Source organism: Streptomyces azureus (genome assembly GCF_001270025.1).
In the GTDB taxonomy this organism is placed as follows: Bacteria; Actinomycetota; Actinomycetes; order Streptomycetales; family Streptomycetaceae; genus Streptomyces; species Streptomyces azureus.
On the sequence record NZ_DF968193.1, the window covers coordinates 26,403 to 46,245 of the forward strand.

At 71.2% G+C, this 19,843-nt stretch carries 17 protein-coding genes; 12 read left to right on the plus strand and 5 right to left on the minus strand.

Annotated elements, in window-relative coordinates:
* Window positions 1-16 precede the first annotated feature (16 nt).
* The 3 genes from AOQ53_RS01955 to rhaI all read right to left on the minus strand — a co-directional run bounded on the left by AOQ53_RS01955 (window position 17) and on the right by rhaI (window position 4,773).
* Entirely contained in the window at window positions 17-1,465 is a 1,449-nt protein-coding gene (locus tag AOQ53_RS01955; protein ID WP_059414365.1) for a rhamnulokinase, read from the minus strand.
* Window positions 1,462-3,501 (minus strand): bifunctional rhamnulose-1-phosphate aldolase/short-chain dehydrogenase, encoded by a 2,040-nt coding sequence (locus tag AOQ53_RS01960; RefSeq protein WP_059414366.1) that lies wholly within the window; start codon window positions 3,499-3,501, stop codon window positions 1,462-1,464. The genes AOQ53_RS01955 and AOQ53_RS01960 overlap by 4 nt, the downstream gene beginning before the upstream one ends.
* 111 nt (window positions 3,502-3,612) lie before the next feature.
* Window positions 3,613-4,773: an L-rhamnose isomerase gene (rhaI, locus tag AOQ53_RS01965; RefSeq protein ID WP_059414368.1), complete on the minus strand. Its 1,161-nt coding sequence runs from the start codon at window positions 4,771-4,773 to the stop codon at window positions 3,613-3,615.
* A gap of 262 nt (window positions 4,774-5,035) precedes the next feature.
* Between rhaI and AOQ53_RS01970 the strand changes: the two genes are divergently transcribed.
* From AOQ53_RS01970 to AOQ53_RS02015, 10 genes are all read left to right on the plus strand, one after another.
* Window positions 5,036-6,553: a sugar ABC transporter ATP-binding protein gene (locus AOQ53_RS01970; protein WP_059414370.1), complete on the plus strand. Its 1,518-nt coding sequence runs from the start codon at window positions 5,036-5,038 to the stop codon at window positions 6,551-6,553.
* On the plus strand, window positions 6,550-7,590 hold the full coding sequence (locus AOQ53_RS01975; protein ID WP_059414372.1) for an ABC transporter permease: 1,041 nt from the start codon (window positions 6,550-6,552) through the stop codon (window positions 7,588-7,590). Before AOQ53_RS01970 ends, AOQ53_RS01975 begins: the two co-directional genes overlap by 4 nt.
* A complete protein-coding gene (locus AOQ53_RS01980; protein ID WP_059414374.1) occupies window positions 7,583-8,575 on the plus strand; it encodes an ABC transporter permease in 993 nt (330 codons plus the stop codon). Before AOQ53_RS01975 ends, AOQ53_RS01980 begins: the two co-directional genes overlap by 8 nt.
* 32 nt (window positions 8,576-8,607) lie before the next feature.
* Window positions 8,608-9,693: a rhamnose ABC transporter substrate-binding protein gene (gene rhaS / locus AOQ53_RS01985; RefSeq protein WP_059414376.1), complete on the plus strand. Its 1,086-nt coding sequence runs from the start codon at window positions 8,608-8,610 to the stop codon at window positions 9,691-9,693.
* 34 nt (window positions 9,694-9,727) lie between these two features.
* Entirely contained in the window at window positions 9,728-10,048 is a 321-nt protein-coding gene (locus AOQ53_RS01990; protein WP_059414378.1) for an L-rhamnose mutarotase, read from the plus strand.
* 17 nt (window positions 10,049-10,065) lie between these two features.
* Complete coding sequence (locus AOQ53_RS01995; protein ID WP_059414380.1) at window positions 10,066-11,490, plus strand: BNR repeat-containing protein; 1,425 nt, start codon at window positions 10,066-10,068, stop codon at window positions 11,488-11,490.
* Window positions 11,491-11,577: 87 nt separating this feature from the next.
* Entirely contained in the window at window positions 11,578-12,603 is a 1,026-nt protein-coding gene (locus tag AOQ53_RS02000) for a LacI family DNA-binding transcriptional regulator (protein ID WP_059414382.1), read from the plus strand.
* Window positions 12,604-12,711: 108 nt separating this feature from the next.
* Entirely contained in the window at window positions 12,712-14,013 is a 1,302-nt protein-coding gene (locus AOQ53_RS02005; protein ID WP_059414384.1) for an alpha/beta fold hydrolase, read from the plus strand.
* A gap of 50 nt (window positions 14,014-14,063) precedes the next feature.
* Window positions 14,064-14,798 carry a PIG-L deacetylase family protein gene (locus tag AOQ53_RS02010; RefSeq protein WP_059414385.1) on the plus strand — a complete coding sequence of 245 codons (735 nt, stop codon included), beginning with the start codon at window positions 14,064-14,066 and terminating at the stop codon, window positions 14,796-14,798.
* Between the two features lie 67 nt (window positions 14,799-14,865).
* Window positions 14,866-15,708 (plus strand): pentapeptide repeat-containing protein, encoded by an 843-nt coding sequence (locus AOQ53_RS02015; protein WP_059414387.1) that lies wholly within the window; start codon window positions 14,866-14,868, stop codon window positions 15,706-15,708.
* On the opposite strand, the gene AOQ53_RS02020 is transcribed toward AOQ53_RS02015, so the two are convergent.
* A complete protein-coding gene (locus tag AOQ53_RS02020; RefSeq protein WP_059414389.1) occupies window positions 15,670-17,166 on the minus strand; it encodes a cytochrome P450 in 1,497 nt (498 codons plus the stop codon). The genes AOQ53_RS02015 and AOQ53_RS02020 overlap by 39 nt on opposite strands.
* Before the next feature lie 109 nt (window positions 17,167-17,275).
* Between AOQ53_RS02020 and AOQ53_RS02025 the strand changes: the two genes are divergently transcribed.
* Together AOQ53_RS02025 and AOQ53_RS02030 are read left to right on the plus strand one after the other, a co-directional pair.
* Complete coding sequence (locus tag AOQ53_RS02025) at window positions 17,276-17,884, plus strand: TetR/AcrR family transcriptional regulator (RefSeq protein ID WP_059414392.1); 609 nt, start codon at window positions 17,276-17,278, stop codon at window positions 17,882-17,884.
* An 85-nt stretch (window positions 17,885-17,969) separates the two neighbouring features.
* A complete protein-coding gene (locus AOQ53_RS02030; RefSeq protein WP_059414394.1) occupies window positions 17,970-18,698 on the plus strand; it encodes a DUF2470 domain-containing protein in 729 nt (242 codons plus the stop codon).
* Here the strand turns inward: AOQ53_RS02030 and AOQ53_RS02035 are convergent.
* Window positions 18,666-19,843: lactonase family protein (locus AOQ53_RS02035; RefSeq protein ID WP_174523217.1), on the minus strand; the 1,178-nt coding region annotated here is incomplete at its 5' end. The genes AOQ53_RS02030 and AOQ53_RS02035 overlap by 33 nt on opposite strands.

Genomic DNA, 19,843 nt, shown 5'->3' on the forward strand with positions numbered 1-19,843 from the left:
CCCGGGGGAGGCCCCGTCAGTCCCCGGCGAGCCGGTCCTGCGCGGCGCGCCACCGCTCGGTCCCGCCGCGCGGCTCGTACCGCGTGAGCGGCTGCGTACGGACGAGCAGCTGCCGCATCCCCGCAAGGTCACCGGCGAGACCGTGGGCCCGCGCCTGCACGAGCACGTTCCCCAGGGCGGCCGCCTCCGTCGGCCCCGCCACCACCGGCAGCCCGCAGGCGTCGGCGGTCAGCTGGCACAGCAGCGCGTTGCGCGTACCGCCGCCCACCACGTGCACCACGTCGACCGGATGCCCGGCGAGCCGCTGCGCGTCCTGCACGGCCTTGCGGTGGGCGAGGGCGAGGGAGTCGAGGATGCAGCGCGTCACCTCGGCCGGCGACTCGGGCACGGGCTGCCCCGAGACCCGGCACGCCTCGGCGATCCGCTCCGGCATCCGCCCCGGCGCGAGAAACGCCGCGTCACCCGCGTCCACGACCGACCGCAGCGCCTCCACCTTGGAGGCCTCCAGCAGCAGCGCGCCCAGGTCCGGCTCGCCCCAGGCCCGCACGCACTCCTGGAGCAGCCACAGCCCCATGATGTTGCGCAGGTACCGGACGGTGCCGTCCAGCCCCAGCTCGTTGGTGAAGTTGGCCGCCCGGCTCTCCTCGGTCAGCACCGGAGCGTCCAGCTCCAGGCCGGCGAGGGACCAGGTGCCGGTGCAGATGTACGCGAACCGCTCACGCCCGGCGGGTACGGCGGCCACCGCCGACGCGGTGTCGTGCGACCCGACCGCCGTCACGGGCACGGGGCCGGTCAGCCCGGTCTCCTCCAGCACCGCGTCCCGCAGCACACCCGCCGGATCACCGGGCCGCCGCAGCGGCGCGAACAGACTCAGGTCGATCCCCAGCCGCGAGGCGATGTCGTACGACCAGTCGCGCGTCCGGGGATCGATCAGCTGGGTCGTCGAGGCGTTGGTGAGCTCGGTGCCCTGCTCGCCGGTGAGCCAGTACGTCAGGAGGTCGGGGACGAGCAGCAGCCGCCGGGCGCAGGACAGCTGGGCCGAGGACCGGGCCGCCGTCAGCTGGTACAAGGTGTTGAAGGGCGCGTACTGCAACCCGGTCGCCGCGTAGAGCTCCTCCGCCGGGACGGTCGCCCACACCTTCTCCGCGACCCCCTCCGTCCGGGAGTCCCGGTAGTGCACGGGATTGCCGAGGAGCGCCCCGTCCGCGTCGAGCAGCCCGTAGTCCACGGCCCAGCTGTCGATCCCGACGGAGTCGACCTGCCCGGCCGCCTTCAACCCGTCCAGCACTCCCGCGTACAGACCCAGGACGTCCCAGCGCAACCCCTCGGGCACCCGCACGGGCCGGTTCGGGAAGCGGTGCGCCTCGGTCAGCTCCAGGCTGTCGGGGCCGACGCGGCCGACCATGACGCGCCCGCTGGACGCGCCGAGGTCGACCGCGGCGTACGACTTCACGGCCGCGCTCACCGCAGGAAGGCGGCCGCGACGCCGGCGTCGACCGGGATGTGCAGCCCGGTGGTGTGGGTCAGGTCGCCCCCGGTGAGGGCGAAGACCGCGTTCGCGACATGCTCGGGCAGCACCTCACGCTTGAGGATGGTCCGCTGGGCGTAGAACTCGCCGAGCTTCTCCTCCTCGACCCCGTACACGGCGGCCCGCTTGGCCCCCCACCCACCGGCGAAGATCCCGGAGCCGCGCACGACACCGTCGGGGTTGACCCCGTTGACGCGGATGCCGTGCTCGCCCAGCTCGGCGGCGAGCAGCCGGACCTGGTGGGCCTGGTCGGCCTTGGTGGCCGAGTAGGCGATGTTGTTGGGCCCGGCGAACACGGCGTTCTTCGAGGCGATGTAGACGATGTCGCCGCCCAGTCCCTGGGCGATCATCACCCGCGCCGCTTCCCGCGACACCAGGAAGGACCCGCGCGCCATGATGTCGTGCTGGAGGTCCCAGTCCTTCGCTGAGGTCTCCAGCAGCGGCTTGGAGATCGAGATACCGGCGTTGTTGACGACGAGATCGACACCGCCGAACGCCAGCACGGCCGCCCGGAACGCCTCGGCGATCTGCTGCTCGGACGTCACGTCCACGGTCACGGCGACGGCCTTGTCCGGACCGCCCAGCTCCTCGGCGACCGCGGCCGCGTTCTCACCGTTCAGATCGGCCACGACGACACAGGCGCCCTCGGCGGCCAGCCGGTGCGCGATGGCCTTCCCGATGCCGCTGCCGGCACCGGTCACCAGCGCGACCCGCGTCGCGAGCGCCTTGGGCTTCGGCATCCGCTGGAGCTTGGCCTCCTCCAGCGCCCAGTACTCGATACGGAACTTCTCCGACTCCTCGATCGGCGCGTACGTGGAGACCGCCTCGGCGCCCCGCATCACATTGATGGCGTTGACGTAGAACTCGCCGGCCACCCGGGCGGTCTGCTTGTCCTTGCCGAAGCTGAACATGCCCACGCCCGGGACCAGCACGATCGCCGGGTCGGCGCCGCGCATGGCGGGGGAGTCGGGCTCGGCGTGCCGCTGGTAGTAGGCGGCGTACTCCTCGCTGTACTCGGCGTGCAGCTCCTTCAGCCGGGCGATGGCCTCGTCGAGCGGAGCGGTCGGCGGCAGGTCGAGGACCAGCGGCCGCACCTTGGTCCGCAGGAAGTGGTCCGGGCAGGAGGTGCCCAGCGCGGCCAGCCGCGGATGCTCGGCGCTCGCGAGGAAGTCGAGAACCACCTCGGAGTCGTTGAAGTGCCCGACCTGAGGCCGGTCCTGGGAGGCGAGGGCACGGACGTACGGCGCGAGGGCGGCGGCCCGCTCCCGGCGCTCCCCGGCGCTCAGCGCGGCGTACCCCTCGATCACCGGCCCGAAGGGCTCGTCCTTGCCGCGCTCGGCGAGGAACTTCTCCGCGGTCCGGATGATGTGCAGCGAGTTCCGCTCGCACTCCTCGGAGGTGTCACCCCAGGCGGTGATCCCGTGACCGCCGAGAATGCACCCGATGGCCTGCGGATTGGCCGCCTTCACGGCCGCGATGTCCAGCCCCAGCTGGAAGCCGGGCCGCCGCCACGGCACCCACACGACACTGTCCCCGAAACACTCGGCGGTCAGCTTCTCCCCGTCGGCGGCACAGGCGAGTGCGATACCGGAGTCCGGGTGGAGGTGATCGACGTGGGCCGCCTCGACGAGCCCGTGCATGGCGGTGTCGATGGAGGGCGCCGCACCGCCCTTCCCGTGCAGGCAGTAGTCGAACGCGGCGACCATCTCGTCTTCGCGCTCCACGCCCGGGTAGACATCGACGAGCGCCCGCATCCGGTCCAGCCGGAGCACGGCCAGCCCCGCCTCGGTGAGCGTGCCGAGATCACCGCCGGACCCCTTGACCCACATGAGCTCGACATCGCCGCCGGTGACGGGGTCGGTCTCGGTGCCTTTGGCGGAGGCGTTGCCTCCCGCGTAGTTGGTGTTACGGGGATCAGAGCCGAGCCGGTGGGAACGGGCGAGGAGGGCGGCGGCTTCGGGATGGGTTGCCATGGATACGTGTTCCTCTCAAGGGACGGTGGGTGATTCACTCAGGGGCGCGGGGAACTGCGCGACCAACCACATACGGCCCGCACCCCACAGACGACAGATCTCGGCAGACGCTTACGCACCCCACCCCGCCTGCTCCCCACCGACCCGCTCGGCAACGATCTTCTCGCCCCACCCACAGCGCCGGTACGCCGCAATGGGGTCGGGGTCCAACCCCATCTCCTCCCGCACCTCCCGCAGCAACGGCCGCACATCCGTGTTGTACGCATCCATCAGCACGGCATTGGCCTCCAGCACATCCCCCGCCCGCTGCGCCGCGCCCAACGCGTCACCGTCGACCAGCAACGCCTTCGCCGTGGCCTCCTGCACATTCATCACCGAACGGATGATCGCCGGGATCTTCGCCTCGATGTTGTGGCACTGGTCGAGCATGAACGCGACCTCGGGCGAGAATCCGCCGCCCCGCACGACCTCGTACATGATCCGGAACAGCTGGAACGGATCCGCGGCCCCGACCATCAGGTCGTCATCCGCGTAGAACCGCGAGTTGAAGTCGAACCCGCCGAGCTTCCCCTCCCGCAGCAGCGTCGCCACGATGAACTCGATGTTGGTCCCCGGCGCGTGGTGCCCGGTGTCGACGACGACCTGAGCCTTCGGCCCGAGCTTCAGACAGTGGGCGTACGCCGTGCCCCAGTCCGGCACATCGGTCGAGTAGAAGGCCGGCTCGAAGAACTTGTACTCCAGCAGCATCCGCTGCCCGTCGCCCAGCCGCCCGTAGACCTCCGCGAGCCCCTCGGCAAGCCGGTCCTGCCGGGCCCGGATGTCGTCCTGCCCGGGATAGTTCGTCCCGTCGGCGAACCACAGCTTCAGGTCCGTCGAACCGGTCGCGTCCATGATGTCGACGCACTCCAGCAGGTGATCGACGGCCTTGCGCCGCACCGCCGCGTCCGGGTGGCAGATGCTCCCGAGCTTGTAGTCGTCCTCCTGGAACGTGTTGGAGTTGATCGCCCCGAGCTTCACCCCGCGCTGCTCGGCATGCTTCGCCAGCGCCGCGTAGTCGTCGACCTTGTCCCACGGAATGTGCAGGGCGACCGTGGGGGCGACCCCCGTGAACTCGTGCACCTTCGCCGCGTCGTCCAGCTTCTCGTACGGATTGCGCGGCACACCCGCTTGCGCGAACACCTTGAAGCGCGTGCCCGAGTTCCCGTACGCCCACGACGGCGTCTCGACTGCCTGGGTCTTGAGAGCGGCCTTCACCGCGGCGAGCTCGGTCACGTCAGGGCTCCTGAGGCATCGGGTCGTAACGACCACCGAATGAAACGATTCAGGACGCGAAGTTATGGGCCCCCCGAAGGGGTGTCAACCCCTCCGGCCAACACGGTTTCCCGTGACCAGGGCGTGACCTTCTGCCTTCGAAACTTTTTCGACCGGAACCCATTGACGTGACATGCGCGACCCGCCTAACGTCCCGGCAACCCAGTTGAAACCTTTCACGACGCCGAGAGGGCCGTCCCGCCGGCGTCGTCGAGGAGCCCCCATGACCCACCCGTCCACCACGGGTCCGGCCCCGGTTCTGGCACTGAAGGACGTCTCCAAGTCCTTCGGTGCGGTCCGAGCACTGCGGGACGTCTCCCTGGAGCTGTTCCCCGGGGAGGTGCACGCGCTCGCCGGTGAGAACGGTGCCGGCAAGTCCACCCTTATCAAGGCACTCGCCGGAGTGCACCGGCCGGACGCCGGCCAGGTGCTGCTCGACGGTGCGCCCGTCACCTTCCACGGCCCCGGCGACGCCCGCGACGCCGGCATCGCCGTGATCTACCAGGAGCCCACGCTCTTCCCCGACCTGTCGATCGCCGAGAACATCTACATGGGCCGCCAGCCCCGGCGCGCCCTCGGCCGGATCGACCACAAGGCCACGCACAACGCGACCGCCGCCCTCATGGAGCGCCTCGGCGTCGAACTCGACCCCGACCGGCCCGCCCGCGGCCTGTCCATCGCCGACCAGCAGATCGTCGAGATCGCCAAGGCCCTCTCCTTCGACGCCCGTGTCCTGATCATGGACGAGCCGACCGCCGCGCTCACCGGCAGCGAGGTCGCCCGCCTCTTCGGCGTCGTACGCACCCTGCGCGAACAGGGCGCCGCCGTGCTGTTCATCTCCCACCGGCTGGAGGAGATCTTCGAGATCTGCCAGCGGGTCACCACCCTGCGCGACGGCGCCTGGGTCGGCAGCGAGCCGCTGGCGGGCATGACCGAGGACGACCTCGTGCGCCGCATGGTCGGCCGCGACCTGGACGAGCTGTACCCCAAGCAGGACGTCCAGCCGGGCGAGGTCGCCCTGAGCGTGCGCCGCCTGACCCGCGAGGGCGTGTTCACCGACGTCTCCTTCGACGTGCGGCGCGGTGAGATCGTCGGCCTCGCGGGGCTGGTCGGCGCCGGGCGCACGGAGGTCGCCCGGGCCGTGTTCGGCATCGACCGCTGGGACGCGGGCGAGGTCTCCGTGGACGGCAAGACCCTCGTCAACGGTGCCCCCTCCGCCGCGATGTCCGCCGGACTCGCCCTGGTCCCCGAGGACCGGCGCGCCCAGGGCCTGGTGATGGACATGTCCATCGAGCGGAACATCGGGCTCACCGGGCTGCGCACGACCGTGAAGGCGGGCCTGATGGACCGCGGCGCCGAGCGCAGCCGCTCCCTCGACTGGGCGGTCAAGCTCCAGGTCAAGTACGCCCGGATCGCCGACACCGTGAACACCCTGTCCGGCGGCAACCAGCAGAAGGTCGTGCTCGCCAAGTGGCTCGCCACCGGCCCCAGGGTGCTGATCGTCGACGAGCCGACCCGTGGCATCGACGTCGGCACCAAGGCCGAGGTGCACCGGCTGCTGTCGCAACTGGCCGCCGACGGCGTGGCCGTCCTGATGATCTCCTCCGACCTGCCCGAGATCCTCGGCATGGCCGACCGCGTGCTGGTCATGCACGAGGGACGGCTCACCGCCGAGATCCCACGCTCCGACGCCACCGAGGAAACCGTGATGGCCGCAGCCACCGGGAGGGCCGCCGCATGACGGTCGTCACTCCCCAAGAGGCCCCCGTGGCCGACGTGCCCAAGTCGAGCGGCACCCGCCTCGTCGACCGCGTCTTCAAGATGCGCGAACTCGCCATCCTCGTCGTCTTCCTGGTGATGATCGCCGTCACCCAGGCCGGCAACAGCCAGTTCCTGTCCGAACAGGGCATCAAGGACCTGCTGCTGAACGCGACGATCCTCGTGCTCGTCGCCACCGGCCAGTCCCTCGTCGTCATCACCCGCAACGTCGACCTGTCCGTCGGATCCACGCTGGGCATCAGCGCCTTCGCCGCCGGAACCTATCTCCAGGGCGGCGGCAACCCGGTCGTAGCCATCGCGCTGGCCGTCCTGCTCGGCATCGGCTTCGGACTGCTCAACGGCCTGCTCGTCAGCCTCGGCCAGGTGCCCGCGCTCGTCGTCACCCTCGGCACGCTCTACATCATCCGCGGCATCGACTCCATCTGGGTCGGCTCCAGCCAGATCACCGCGGCCGATCTGCCCGGCGGTTTCGTCGACTTCGGCTCCGGCGGCATCTCGGCGGTGCCGTACCTGGCGCTGATCGCCCTCGCGGTCCTCATCGCCACCGCCTACTACCTCAAGCACTTCGCCAGCGGCCGCGAGCTGTACGCGCTGGGCTCCAACCCCGAGGCCGCCCGCCTCGCCGGCATCCCCGTGCGCAAGCGGATCCTCGCCGCGTACACCTTCTGCGGCGCCCTCGCCGGACTCGCCGGCGCGATGTACCTCGCGCGGTTCGGCAACGTCGACTCCGGCACCGGCAACGGCTACGAACTCACCGTCGTCAGCGCGGTCGTGGTCGGCGGCGTCGTCTTCACGGGCGGCTCCGGCAGCGTCTACGGCGCGGCCCTCGGCGCGCTGCTGCTGACCTCCATCAACAGCGTGCTGCCCGCCCTCGGCGTCAGCTCCGTCTGGGTGCTCGCCATCAACGGCATCCTGCTCATCCTCGCCATCGCGGTCGACCGGATCGTCGCGCTGCGCGTGGCCTCCGCCCTGAAGAAGAGGAACGCCCGCCATGGCTGACATCTCCCTGCGCCGAGCGGTCCGCTGGGACACGGTCGTCGGCGCCCTGCTGATCGTGGTCCTGCTGTTCTCCTTCGGCTTCGTCGACGGGTTCGGCAACGCGCTCAACCTGTCGTTCCTGATCGGCAACACGCTGCCGATCGCGCTGATCGCTCTGCCGATGACCCTGCTGGTGGTGTCCGGCGAGATCGACCTGTCGGTGGCCTCGACGGCGGGCCTGTCCGGTGCCGTGATGGGCGCCCTGTGGAACCAGGGCATGGCGATCGAGACGATCATCCCGATCTGCCTGCTGCTGGGTGTGGTGTGCGGGCTGGTCAACGGCCTGCTGGTGACGCGGCTGGGGCTGCCGTCCCTCGCCGTCACCATCGGCACACTGGCCGCCTACCGGGGCATCGCGCAGATCGTGCTCGGCTCCGACGCGGTGACCGACTTCCCCACCCAGTACCTGGACTTCGCGGCCGGGCGCATCGGCGACACGTTCATCCCGTACGCCTTCCTGCCGTTCCTCGTCCTGCTCGCCATCGCCGTGGTCGCGCTGCACGCCACCCCGTTCGGGCGGTCGCTGTTCGCGATCGGGGCGAGTGAGGAGGCGGCGCGGTTCGCCGGCATCCGGGTCAAGCGGCAGAAGCTGCTCCTGTTCACGGTGACCGGCCTGATGGCATCGCTCACCGGCATCTTCTGGGCGCTGCACTACGCCAGCGCCCGCTACGACAACGCCACCGGCCTCGAACTGTCCGTCGTGGCCGCCGTACTGCTCGGCGGTATCGACTTCGACGGTGGCAAGGGCACGCTCGGCGGCGCCATCGCCGGGGTGTTCCTGCTGGGGGCGCTGCAGAACGTCATGAGCCTCCAGGACGTCTCCGCGCAGTCCCAGATCGTCGTCACCGGCGTCCTGCTCGTTCTGTCCGTGCTCGGCCCCCGGGTCGTACGGCAGATCTCCACAGCGAGGGCGGGCCGTAGAGCCGCCTCGACTCCCACCTCGTAACCCAGCCCTTCCTCGTAAAAAGGACCATCGTCATGCGTAAGTCAACCCTCCGCCGCAGCTGCGCGGCGCTCGCCACCGCCACCTCTCTCGCCCTGGCGCTCACCGCCTGCGGTGGTGGCACCACCAAGAAGGACGTGCAGAACGAGGGCGGTTCGGCCGCCGCGGCCGGGAAGGCCGACCCGAACGCCGAGCTGAAGAAGGGGCTGACTGTCGGCTTCCTGCCCAAGCAGGTCAACAACCCCTACTTCACCTCCGCCGACAAGGGCGGCGAGAAGGCGCTGAAGGAGCTCGGCTCCAGCTACAAGGAGGTCGGTCCCTCCAGCGCCACCGACACCTCCGGCCAGGTCTCCTACGTCAACACGCTCACCCAGCAGCAGGTCGACGCGATGGCCGTCTCCGCGCAGGACCCGGGCGCCCTGTGCACCGCGCTCAAGCAGGCCATGAAGAACGGCATCAAGGTCGTCACCTACGACTCCGACACCACGCCCGACTGCCGCAACGCCTTCGTCTCGCAGGCCTCCGCCGAGGACCTGGGCCGTACCGAGGTGCAGCTGCTCGCCAAGCAGATCGGCTACAAGGGCGAGATCGCGATCCTGTCCGCCGCGCAGACCGCCACGAACCAGAACACCTGGATCGACTTCATGAAGGACGAGCTGAAGAAGCCCGAGTACAAGAACATGAAGCTGGTGAAGACCGCGTACGGCAACGACGACGCCCAGCAGTCCTTCCAGCAGACCCAGGGCCTGCTCCAGGAGTACCCGAACCTGAAGGGGATCATCTCCCCGACCACCGTCGGCATCAAGGCCGCCGCCCAGTACCTGTCGGGCTCCAAGTACAAGGGCAAGGTCAAGCTGACCGGCCTCGGCACCCCCAACGACATGCGCAAGTACGTCAAGAACGGCACCGTCGAGGCGTTCGAGCTGTGGGACCCGGCGAAGCTCGGCGAGCTGGCCGCCCGTACCGCCGTCGCCCTGTCCTCCGGGCAGATCACCGGCAAGGAGGGCGAGACCTTCAAGGCCGGCTCCATGGGCGAGTACACCATCGGCAAGGACGGTGTGATCAGCCTCGGCAAGCCGACCGTGTTCGACGCCAAGAACATCGACCAGTTCAACTTCTGATCACCGCGTCCTCCGATCACCGAAAGGGCTGTTGATGCAGCGCGTGTGCTTCCTGCTGAAGGTCCGGGCGGACCGCCTCGACGAGTACCGCGAGCGGCACGCCGCCGTGTGGCCCGAGATGCTCCAGGCGCTCTCGGACACCGGCTGGCACAACTACTCGCTCTTCCTGCGCGAGGACGGACTGCTCGTCGGCTACCTGGAGACCGAGGACTTCGCGGCCGCCCAGGCCGGAATGGAAGCCACCGACGTCAACGCCCGCTGGCAGGCGGAGATGGCGCCGTTCTTCGAGTCGCTGGACGGCGCCCGGCCCGACGAGGCCATGAAACCGCTCACGGAAGTGTTCCACCTCGCCTGAACGATGGAGTTCATGAGATGCACAGACGTACATTGCTGGCCGCCGCCCTCGCGGGTGCGGTGGTGACCCCCGCCCTCGCCTCCGGCACCGCGCGGGCCGCCGACCCCGGCCCCGCCGTCACCCGGACCGGCACCACGACCCTCGACAACCAGGCCATCTTCTTCGTGTCGTACGACGGCCTGGTCAACAACAACGCGTTCCAGAAGAACGGCCTGCTGACCTACAAGGGCTACCAGTACGCCGTCTGGTACACAGCCGACCGCAACGCCGTCGTCGGCCGCCGCGCCCTCGGCGCCAGTACCTGGTCCACCGTGAAGGTCGGCCACACCCTGCGCTACAACGACTCCCACAACGTCATCTCCATGGGCGTCTCCAAGGTCGACGGCCGGCTGCACCTCAACATGGACTCCCACAGCGACGGCTTCACCTACGTCAAGTCGGTCGCCGGGCTCATGGACAACCCCGCCGGGCTGAGCTGGACCGCGAGCCGCTTCGGCGCACCCCAGTCCACCCTGGACGGCCTGGCGCTGACCTCGCAGTTCACCTACCCGCAGTTCATCTCCACGCCGGAGGGCAGGCTCCAGCTGAGCTACCGTGTCGCCGTCTCCGGCAACGGCCGCAACGCCCTCGCCGAGTACGACGGCACCAAGTGGACCAACCTCGGCGAATGGTCCAGCTCCACGGGCACGTACAGCAGCGAGCACGGCTCCTCGACCGCCCGCAACATGTACCTGCACGGGATCGACTACGACCGGGGCGGCCGGCTGCACTCGTTCTTCACCTGGCGTGAGCAGAACGGCGCCGTGATGTGCAGCAGCGGCGGCATCACCAACCACGACACCGGTTACGTCTACTCCGACGACCGCGGCCGCACCTGGCGCAACAACGCGGGCACCGTCGTCGGCGTCACCGGCGGCTCCGACAAGGTGTCCGTGAACGACGCCGGGCTGGTCGTAGACCCGCTCAACCCGGACCACTCCCTGATGAACCAGGAGAGCCAGTTCACCGACTCCGCGGGCCGGCCGCACGCGATCATCTCCTACGTCCCGGGCCGCTTCGGGCAGTGCACCACCAACTACGTCACCGACCGGACGCGCAACGGCCGTGCCTTCCACGTCCGCAGGAACGCCTCCGGCACCTGGCAGAAGACCGAGATCCCGGTCCCGCTGAACTCCAGCCAGCGCACCAAGCTGATCCTGGACAAGTACGACAACGCGTACGCGATCTTCCCCTTCGGGCGGATCGCCGGCGCCTCGGCGGCCTCCGGATACACCGACTGGAGGATCCTGTTCGACGGCAGTGGCCTCAACGCCTTCGGCGAGGTCGTCATCGACGAGATGCGCGTCGCGCAGGACGGGGTGCTGTCCTTCATGTACCAGGAGAAGTCCAGCGGTACGACGCCCTCGGCGCTGCGCGTGATCGACTTCCGCCTGCCCGCCTGACCGAAGCCGGACGCCGGGGCGGCATGCCGGTAATGTGAGGCCGCTCCGGCCGCCGCCCCCCTCATCTCACCAGGAGGTCCCCGCCCGATGGCCCAGTCGGTGGGTATCAAGGACGTCGCCCGCGCCGCCGGAGTCTCCGTCGGCACGGTCTCGAACGTGATCAACCGCCCGGACACGGTCGCCACCGAGACCCGGGCCCGCGTGCTGTCCGCGATAGACCGGCTCGGCTACGTCCGCAGCGAGTCCGCGCGCCAGCTGCGCGCGGGCCGCAGCCGGATCATGGGGCTGCTCGTCCTCGACATGGGCAACCCCTTCTTCGTCGACGTGGCCCGCGGCGCCGAACGCGCCGCACGCCAGGCCGGACTCGGCGTGATGGTCTGCAACAGCGCCCAGAACCCGGGCGAGGAGGCCGAGTACCTGTCGCTCTTCGCCGAGCAGCGCGTGCGCGGCGTGCTGCTCACCCCGGCCGACGCCACGGGCCGCAACATCGAGGCGTTCCGCCGGCACGGCATCCCGTTCGTCCTGGTCGACCGGGTCGCCGAGGGCACCACCGAGTGCTCGGTCTCCGTCGACGACGTCGCGGGCGGCGCCCTGGCCGTACGCCATCTCGTCGACGCCGGGCACCGCTCCCTCGCCTACGTCAGCGGGCCGCCCGGCCTCAACCAGGTCCGGGACCGGCGCACGGGCGCCCTCGAAGCGCTCTCCGAGGCCGGGCTCGGCCCCGACGCGCTGCGCGAGCTGCCCACCGAACGGCTGGACGTCGCCGCGGGCCGCGACGCCGGCGCTCGCCTGCTCGGCCTCGCCGACCGGCCGACCGCCGTGTTCTGCGCCAACGATCTGCTGGCGCTCGGCGTCCTCCAGGCCATGTACGCGGCCGGTGTCGGCGTCCCGGACGACCTCGCGATCGTCGGCTACGACGACATCGAGTTCGCCGCCGCGGCGGCCGTCCCGCTCACCTCGGTGCGCCAGCCCGCCGTCACCATGGGCGCCATGGCCGCCGACCTGCTCCTGGAGGAGACGGAGGAGGAGGGCCCGGCCCGGCCGCACGAGCACCGGCGGGTCGTGCTCCAGCCCGAGCTGGTGGTCCGCCGCTCCAGCCTGTCCGCCCGCTGAACCTGAACCGCCGTTCAGCAAGGTTTCATGATCGAAGGGCTCACTCGCGGACGTCTCCTGTGATGAACTGGGACACGGTCCGAACACCCGTCCGTCCCGGGAGCCCTGTTGACCCTCAGCTACCGCCAGCCCGGAGTGGTCCTCACCGACCGCCGCTTCACCGTCCCCCTCGACCACGACCACCCCGGGGGCGAGACGATCGAGCTGTACGCCCGCGAGGTCGTCGCGAGCGACAAGGCGCACCAGGACCTGCCGTGGCTGCTCTACCTCCAGGGCGGGCCCGGCTTCGGCGCGGACCGCTCCGTCGGCAGGTCCGGTTGGCTCGGCCGCGCGCTGAAGGAGTACCGCGTGCTCCTCCTCGACCAGCGCGGCACCGGCCACAGCACGCCCGCCAACCGGCAGACGCTCCCGCTGCGCGGCGGCCCCGCCGAACAGGCCGACTACCTCACCCGGTTCCGCGCCGACTCGATCGTCCGCGACTGCGAGGCCATCCGCGCCCAGGTCACCGGCGGCGCCCCCTGGACCGTCCTCGGCCAGAGCTTCGGCGGCTTCTGCCTGACCACCTACCTGTCCCTCGCGCCCGAAGGCCTGGCCACCGCCGTGATCACCGGCGGACTGCCCTCCCTGGACGCCCACGCCGACGACGTCTACCGGGCCGCCTTCCCGCGCATCGAACGCAAGGTCACCGCGCACTACGCGCGTTACCCGCAGGACGCCGAACGCGCCCGCCGGATCGCCGGCCACCTCCTGACCCACGACGTGGTCCTGCCGAACGGCTACCGGCTCACCGTCGAGGCCTTCCAGTCCCTCGGCATCGTCCTCGGCACCGGCGACGGCACCCACCGCCTCCACTACCTCCTCGAGAACGCCTTCGTCCGCACCCCGCAGGGCTTCACGCTCTCCGACGCGTTCCAGGAGCAGGCGCAGGGCATGCTGTCCTACGCCCGCCACCCGCTGTATGCCCTCGTCCACGAGTCGATCTACGGCCAGGACGCCCGGCCCACCGCCTGGTCGGCCGAGCGGGTCCGCGCCGAGTTCCCGCAGTTCGACGCCGCGAAGGCGCTCGCGGGCGACGAACCGCTGCTGTTCACCGGCGAGTCGATCCACCCCTGGATGTTCGACTGCGACCCGGCGCTGCGCCCCCTGCGCGAGACCGCCGACCTGCTCGCCGCCCGCACCGACTGGACAACCCTGTACGACCCGGCCCGCCTCGCCGCGAACGACGTCCCGGTCGTCGCCGCCGTCTACCACGACGACATGTACGTCGACACGGCCCACTCCCTGCGGACCGCCCGCACGATCCGCGGCCTGCGCACCTGGATCACGGACGAGTTCGAGCACGACGGCGTACGCACCGGCGGCCAGCGGGTCCTCGACCGGCTGCTGGCGCTCGTGCGGAACGAGGCGTGATGCCGTGCCGGACGCGCGGTGATGCCGGTGGCGCGGATTAGTCTGCCGACATGACGACCACTCAACTCCAGCCCATGCCCGACGACTGGGGGCGTGCCCTCGCGGTCGTGGCCCACCCCGACGACCTCGAGTACGGCTGCTCGGCGGCGATCGCGGCCTGGACCGACGAGGGCCGCGAGGTCGCCTATGTGCTGGCGACCCGGGGCGAGGCGGGCATCGACACCCTGGAGCCCGAGCGGTGCGGGCCGCTGCGGGAGCGGGAGCAGCGGGCGAGCGCGGCGGTGGTCGGCGTGTCGGTCGTGGAGTTCCTCGACCACAGGGACGGTGTCATCGAGTACGGCACCGCCCTGCGCCGCGACATCGCCGCCGCGATCCGCCGGCACCGGCCCGAGCTGGTCATCACGCTCAACCACCGGGACACCTGGGGCGGTGTCGCCTGGAACACCCCGGACCACGTGGCCGTCGGCCGGGCCACGCTCGACGCGGCCGGCGACGCCGGCAACCGGTGGATCTTCCCGGAGCTCACCGAGCAGGGCCTCGAACCGTGGGACGGCGTGCGCTGGGTCGCCGTCGCCGGTTCCAGCACCCCCACGCACGCGGTCGACGCGACGCCCGGCATGGAACGCGCGGTGCGCTCACTGCTGGAACACCGCACCTACATCGAGGTCCTGACCGACGAGGACCCGGAGACCTACGTCCGCGGCTTCCTCACCCAGCACGCCGAGGCCACCGGGGAGCGGTTCGGAGGCAGACCGGCGGTGGCGTTCGAACTGTTCGGCAGATGACGCGGACGAATTGGGATGAGGAGGCCCCCGCAGGGCCGCGAACTCATCGGTGAGTTTTTCGTTTCGTATGCTGAACGTCATGCGAGATCACAAGCCCGCGCGGGCGGAACTGCGCGGCGACTGCGAGCGGTGCTTCGGACTGTGCTGTGTCGCCCTGCCCTTCGCGGCCTCGGCCGACTTCGCGGTCGACAAGGACGCCGGCACACCCTGCCGCAATCTTCAGAGCGACCACCGCTGCGGCATCCACGCCCGGTTGCGGCAGAAGGGGTTCACCGGCTGCACGGTCTACGACTGCTTCGGCGCCGGGCAGCAGGTCTCGCAGATCACCTTCGGCGGCCAGGACTGGAGGTCCGGACCGCCGGAGCACGCCCGCCGCATGTTCGACGTCTTCCCGGTCGTCCGGCAGCTGCACGAGCTGCTGTGGTACCTGACCGAGGCGCTCGCCCTGTCCACGGCCCGTCCCGTCCACGCCGATCTGCGCAAGGCCCTGGAGAAGACCGAGGAGCTGACCGGGCTGACTCCCGAGGAGCTCGCCGGGCTGGACGTGGCGGCGCACCGCCAGGAGGTCAACGTCCTGCTGCTGAGGACGAGCGAGCTGGCCAGGGCCGGCACCAAGGGCCGTAAGAAGAACCGCCGGGGCGCGGACCTCATGGGCGCCCGCCTCAAGGGTGCGGACCTGCGCGGCGCCAATCTCCGCGGGGCCTACCTCATCGCCGCCGACCTCACGGGCGCGGACCTGCGGGGCGCGGACCTGATCGGTGCCGACCTGCGCGACGCGGACTTCACGGACGCCGACCTGACCGGGGCGTTCTTCCTCACCCAGCCGCAGCTGAACGCGGCCCGGGGGAGCGCCGGGACCCGGCTGCCTGATTCAGTCACCCGCCCCGGGCACTGGACAGCGCAGGTCTGAGGCCGCTTCCCGCACCGGTGTCCGGCGCTCCGGATGCAGCCGCAGCCCCTCCGGCATCAGCGTCAGCCGTTCCGTCACCCGCAGCCGGTACGCCGGGTCGGGCCGCATCTCGTAGCGCCGCAGCAGCAGGCCGAGCACCAACGTCGCCTCGTGCAGGGCGAACTGGCGCCCGATGCAGGCCCGCGCCCCGGTCCCGAACGGCTTGAAGGTGTGCGGGGCCCGGGAGCGTACGGCCGGCGCGTCGAAGCGGTCCGGGTCGAACCGTTCGGCGTCCGCGCCCCACACCTCGGGGTCCCGGTGCAGCATCGGCGTCAGCACCAGCGCCCACGCCCCGCGCCGCATGGGGTGCTCCCCGGCGAGCACCGTGTCCTCCCGCGCCTCCCGGGCGAAGGCGGGCGCGGTGGGCCACAGCCGCAGCGACTCGTCCAGCACCCGGCGGACGTAGCGCAGCCTGGCCACCTGCTCGTAGGCCGGTTCCGCCGCGTCGCCCCAGACGCGGTCCACCTCGGCGCGCGCCCGGGCCGCGACTTCGGGGTGGCGGGAGAGGTAGTGCAGCGCGAAGGAGAGCGCGCCGGACGTCGTCTCGTGGCCGGCGACGAGGAAGGTGATGACCTGACGGCGGACGTTCCGCGGCTCCAGCCGCTCCCCGGTCTCCGGATGGTCCGTCTCCAGCATCCGGTCGAGCAGGTCCCCGTCCCCGCGGCCGGATGAGCGCCGGGCCCGGACCAGCTCGTCGACCGTGCGGTTGAGGTAGGCGATGTCGGCGGCGTTGCGGCGGCTCGCGCTCCGCAGCAGCAGCGGCGCCAGCGGGAAGGGCACCGTGTTGAGCCGCTGCGCGTACGTCAGCGTGCCGACCATCGCGGTCACGAAGGGATGCGGCCGGGAGCGCTCGAACGACCCGAAGTCGTGGCCGAAGCCGGTGCGCGCGATCGTCTCCAGCGTCAGCTTGGTCATGTCGCCGGGCACGTCCACCGTCCTCTCCCTCGCCGCCGCCCGGTCCCAGTGCTCCGTCAGCTGCCGCGCTACGGCCAGCATCATCGGGTGGTAACCGGCCATGGCCTCACGGCTGAACCCCGGGGCGAGCACGTCGTGCGCCAGCTGCCAGTTGGGCTCGTGGTTGTACGCCGTGAACAGGCCGTCCCCGACGACCGGCCGCAGGTTCGCGATGCCAAGGCCCACGTGCTTGGCGAACCGCGACTCGTCCGCGAGGTCGGCCGCGTGCCGGGCGCCCCACACGAACACGAACTCCTTGCCGAAGGCCTTCCGCCGGAAGACCGGCCCCAGTCGGCGGGCGTACCGCAGCGAGTCCTGGAGGGGAGTGCGCCGGTTCACGCCCACCACGTCACCGAGCAGCGGGACCCGGTACGGCGGATGCGGAATGCGGTCCAGTTCCGGCCAGCCCAGCTCGGCACCCCGGAACCCCTTGGGCAGCCCGTCCGGTATCGGCGCCTCCGTCATGACGCTGTCTCCCTTGATCCAGCGGTGGGTTCGCACGTGTTGTACACGGGTTCAATAGCGCGGTTCAGTCTGGTCCCGTTGTTGAACCGGCGTCAAGTAAAGTGCGGGCATGGCCGCGAACCAGGGTGGGCGCACGCGCCGCCGGCTCAGCACCGAGGAGCGCCGGGAGCAGCTTCTGGCCGTCGGTGCGCGGCTGTTCTCGGAGAGTCCGTACGACGACGTGTGGATCGAACAGGTCACCGAGATCGCCGGCGTGTCGCGCGGGCTGCTGTACCACTACTTTCCGACCAAGCGGGACTTCTTCGCGGCGGTCGTCGAGCGCGAGAGCGAGCGGATGCTGCGCATGACGGCGGCGGTGCCCGGCGTCCCGGTGCGTGAGCAGCTCGCGGGCGGCCTCGACACGTTCCTGGAGTACGTCCAGGCCCATGCCCATGGCTACCGCGCCTTCCACCGCGCCGACGCGGCCGGGGACCAGGCGGTGCGGCGGGTCTACCAGCGGGCTCTGGGCGCGCAGGAGCGGCAGATCCTGGCGGCGCTCGCCGAGGACCCGGAATTCGGCCCGGCCTGCCAAGGGCGGCCGGAGGTGCGGCTGGCCGTGCGCGGCTGGCTGGCGTTCACCACGTCCGTCTGTCTGGAGTGGCTGCGCGGCACGGAGTTGAGCCGGGATCAGGTGCGCGAGCTGTGTGCCCGCGCCCTGCTGGGCGTGCTCACTCCCTGAAAGGCCTCGTAAAGATCACGTGACGTGGTTGGCTCACGCCCCGATCTTCGGTAAGTTAGGCAAGGCTTACCTAAGGAGGTCTGGGATGGGTGACGGCAGCCACAGCTGGACGGCGGCCCCTGCCGCGGCGGAGCGGGCGCGCTCGGTGCTCGCCGCCGCGTGGTCCTGCTCGGTGACCGCGGAGGGCACGCGGGAGGAGCTGGTCGGCGCGCACACGGTGACCGAGGACGGCCGGGTGATGGTGGACGTGCCCGGGGACAGCGGCCTGCTCGCGGCCGCGATCTGCGCGCCCCGCGGCGAGCCGTCCGCGGTGCTGGAGTTCGCCGACGTGGCCCCCGTCCCCGTGCGCGACCGGATCCGCGCCCGGCTGTGGCTCGCGGGCTGGTTCACCGTCGAGGAGGACCGGCTTGCCTTCCGGGCCACGCGCGTGGTGCTGCGGCAGCCCTCCGGGGCCGTGGTCGTCGACCTCGACGACTTCGCCGCCGCGACGCCCGACCCGCTCACCACGGCCGAGGCCCGGCTGCTCACGCACCTCGCCGACTGCCACGCGGACGCGGTCGAGCGCCTCACCCGCCTCGTCGGCTCCGACAGCCTGCACGGCGCGGTCCGCGTCCAGCCCCTCGCCGTCGACCGGCACGGACTGACCCTGAGGATCGAACGCGCCCGCTCCCACGGCGACGTACGACTGGCGTTCCACACACCCGCTGACGACGTCTCGCAGCTCACCGAGCGCATGCACGTCCTGCTCAGCCAGGCGACCGCCGCGTCCTGCCCGCGGGCCCTACAGTGGCAGCGCACAGACGGCGACCGGTGACGGAAACGGTTCACCGGCGCGCCGCAGCGCGCCGCTCGTCCCGTCCACGCGGAAGACGGTCACGGTGCCGGACTTCTGGTTCGCCGCGAACAGCAGCGTGCCCTCCGGCGAGAAGGCGATCTGGCGCGGGAAGTCCCCGCCCACCGGCACGGTGTCCAGCAACCTGAGCCGGGCGCCGTCCGCCTCGACGGCGTAGCGCGTGAGGCTGTTGTCGCCGCGGTTGGCGAGAAAGGCGTACCGGCCGTTCGGGGTCACCAGGATCTGCGCCGGGTAGTTGGTGCCCGGACCGGTGCCCGTGGACTGCGCCTCGCCGACCGTGACGCGGCCGGAGGCGGGGTCGTACGAGCAGACCGCCACCGTGTTGTCGACCTCGTTGGCGAGGTAGGCGTACCGGCCGCCCGGATGGAACGTCAGGTGTCGTGGGCCCGCGCCCGGCCGGGTGCGGGCCTGCGCGACCTCGGTGAGCGTGCCGGCCTTCTCGTCGAGCCGGTAGGTGTAGACGGTGTCCGTGCCCAGGTCCACGGCGAGGATGTGCCCGCCGTCGGGGCTGGTGAAGATCTGGTGGGCGTGCGGACCCTCCTGGCCCGGCCCCGGCGCCGGACGGGTGTGCCGGACGAGGTCGGTCCGCTCGCCGAGGGCGCCCGAGGCGCCGATCGGATGCACCGCCACGCTGCCCGAGCCGTAGTCCGCGCTGAACAGCCAGCGCCCGCCCGGATGCACCGACAGATGGCAGGGGGCCGCGCCGCCGGTGCTCCGGCTGCCCAGGACCTTCCGGTCGGACAGCCGGACGGCCGTCACGGCGCCTTCCTCGCGCTCGTTCACCGCGTACAGCGTGTGGCGGTCCGGGTGGATCGCGAGGTACGACGGGTCGTCGACGCCGGTGAGCGTGCCGGTGCCGGTGATCCGGCCCGTCGCCGCGTCGTACACGGCCAGCCCGATGCCCTTGCCGCCGCCCTCGGCGGAGGTGTAGGTGCCGAGGTAGAGCGGGCGCGGGCCGGACGGGCGCCGGGCCTCGCGGGACGGACTCGCGCTCGACTCGGGGACCGCCGGATTCGTCGGGGACGCCGGCGCGGGCGCGTCGTCACAGGCGGGCAGCGCCGCCGCGGCGGCCCCTGACGCCAGTGCGCCGACGAACCGGCGCCTGC

Bases quoted from the DNA above. Each gene is read 5' to 3' on its own strand.
- AOQ53_RS02000 (WP_059414382.1), top strand. From the start codon at position 11,578: ATGGCCCAGTCGGTGGGTATCAAGGACGTCGCCCGCGCCGCCGGAGTC.
- AOQ53_RS02030 (WP_059414394.1), top strand. From the start codon at position 17,970: ATGGGTGACGGCAGCCACAGCTGGACGGCGGCCCCTGCCGCGGCGGAG.
- AOQ53_RS02015 (WP_059414387.1), top strand. From the start codon at position 14,866: ATGCTGAACGTCATGCGAGATCACAAGCCCGCGCGGGCGGAACTGCGC.
- AOQ53_RS01960 (WP_059414366.1), bottom strand. From the start codon at position 3,501: ATGGCAACCCATCCCGAAGCCGCCGCCCTCCTCGCCCGTTCCCACCGG.
- rhaS (WP_059414376.1), top strand. From the start codon at position 8,608: ATGCGTAAGTCAACCCTCCGCCGCAGCTGCGCGGCGCTCGCCACCGCC.
- AOQ53_RS01980 (WP_059414374.1), top strand. From the start codon at position 7,583: ATGGCTGACATCTCCCTGCGCCGAGCGGTCCGCTGGGACACGGTCGTC.
- AOQ53_RS01975 (WP_059414372.1), top strand. From the start codon at position 6,550: ATGACGGTCGTCACTCCCCAAGAGGCCCCCGTGGCCGACGTGCCCAAG.
- AOQ53_RS01990 (WP_059414378.1), top strand. From the start codon at position 9,728: ATGCAGCGCGTGTGCTTCCTGCTGAAGGTCCGGGCGGACCGCCTCGAC.
- AOQ53_RS01995 (WP_059414380.1), top strand. From the start codon at position 10,066: ATGCACAGACGTACATTGCTGGCCGCCGCCCTCGCGGGTGCGGTGGTG.
- AOQ53_RS01970 (WP_059414370.1), top strand. From the start codon at position 5,036: ATGACCCACCCGTCCACCACGGGTCCGGCCCCGGTTCTGGCACTGAAG.
- AOQ53_RS02025 (WP_059414392.1), top strand. From the start codon at position 17,276: ATGGCCGCGAACCAGGGTGGGCGCACGCGCCGCCGGCTCAGCACCGAG.
- AOQ53_RS02010 (WP_059414385.1), top strand. From the start codon at position 14,064: ATGACGACCACTCAACTCCAGCCCATGCCCGACGACTGGGGGCGTGCC.
- AOQ53_RS02020 (WP_059414389.1), bottom strand. From the start codon at position 17,166: ATGACGGAGGCGCCGATACCGGACGGGCTGCCCAAGGGGTTCCGGGGT.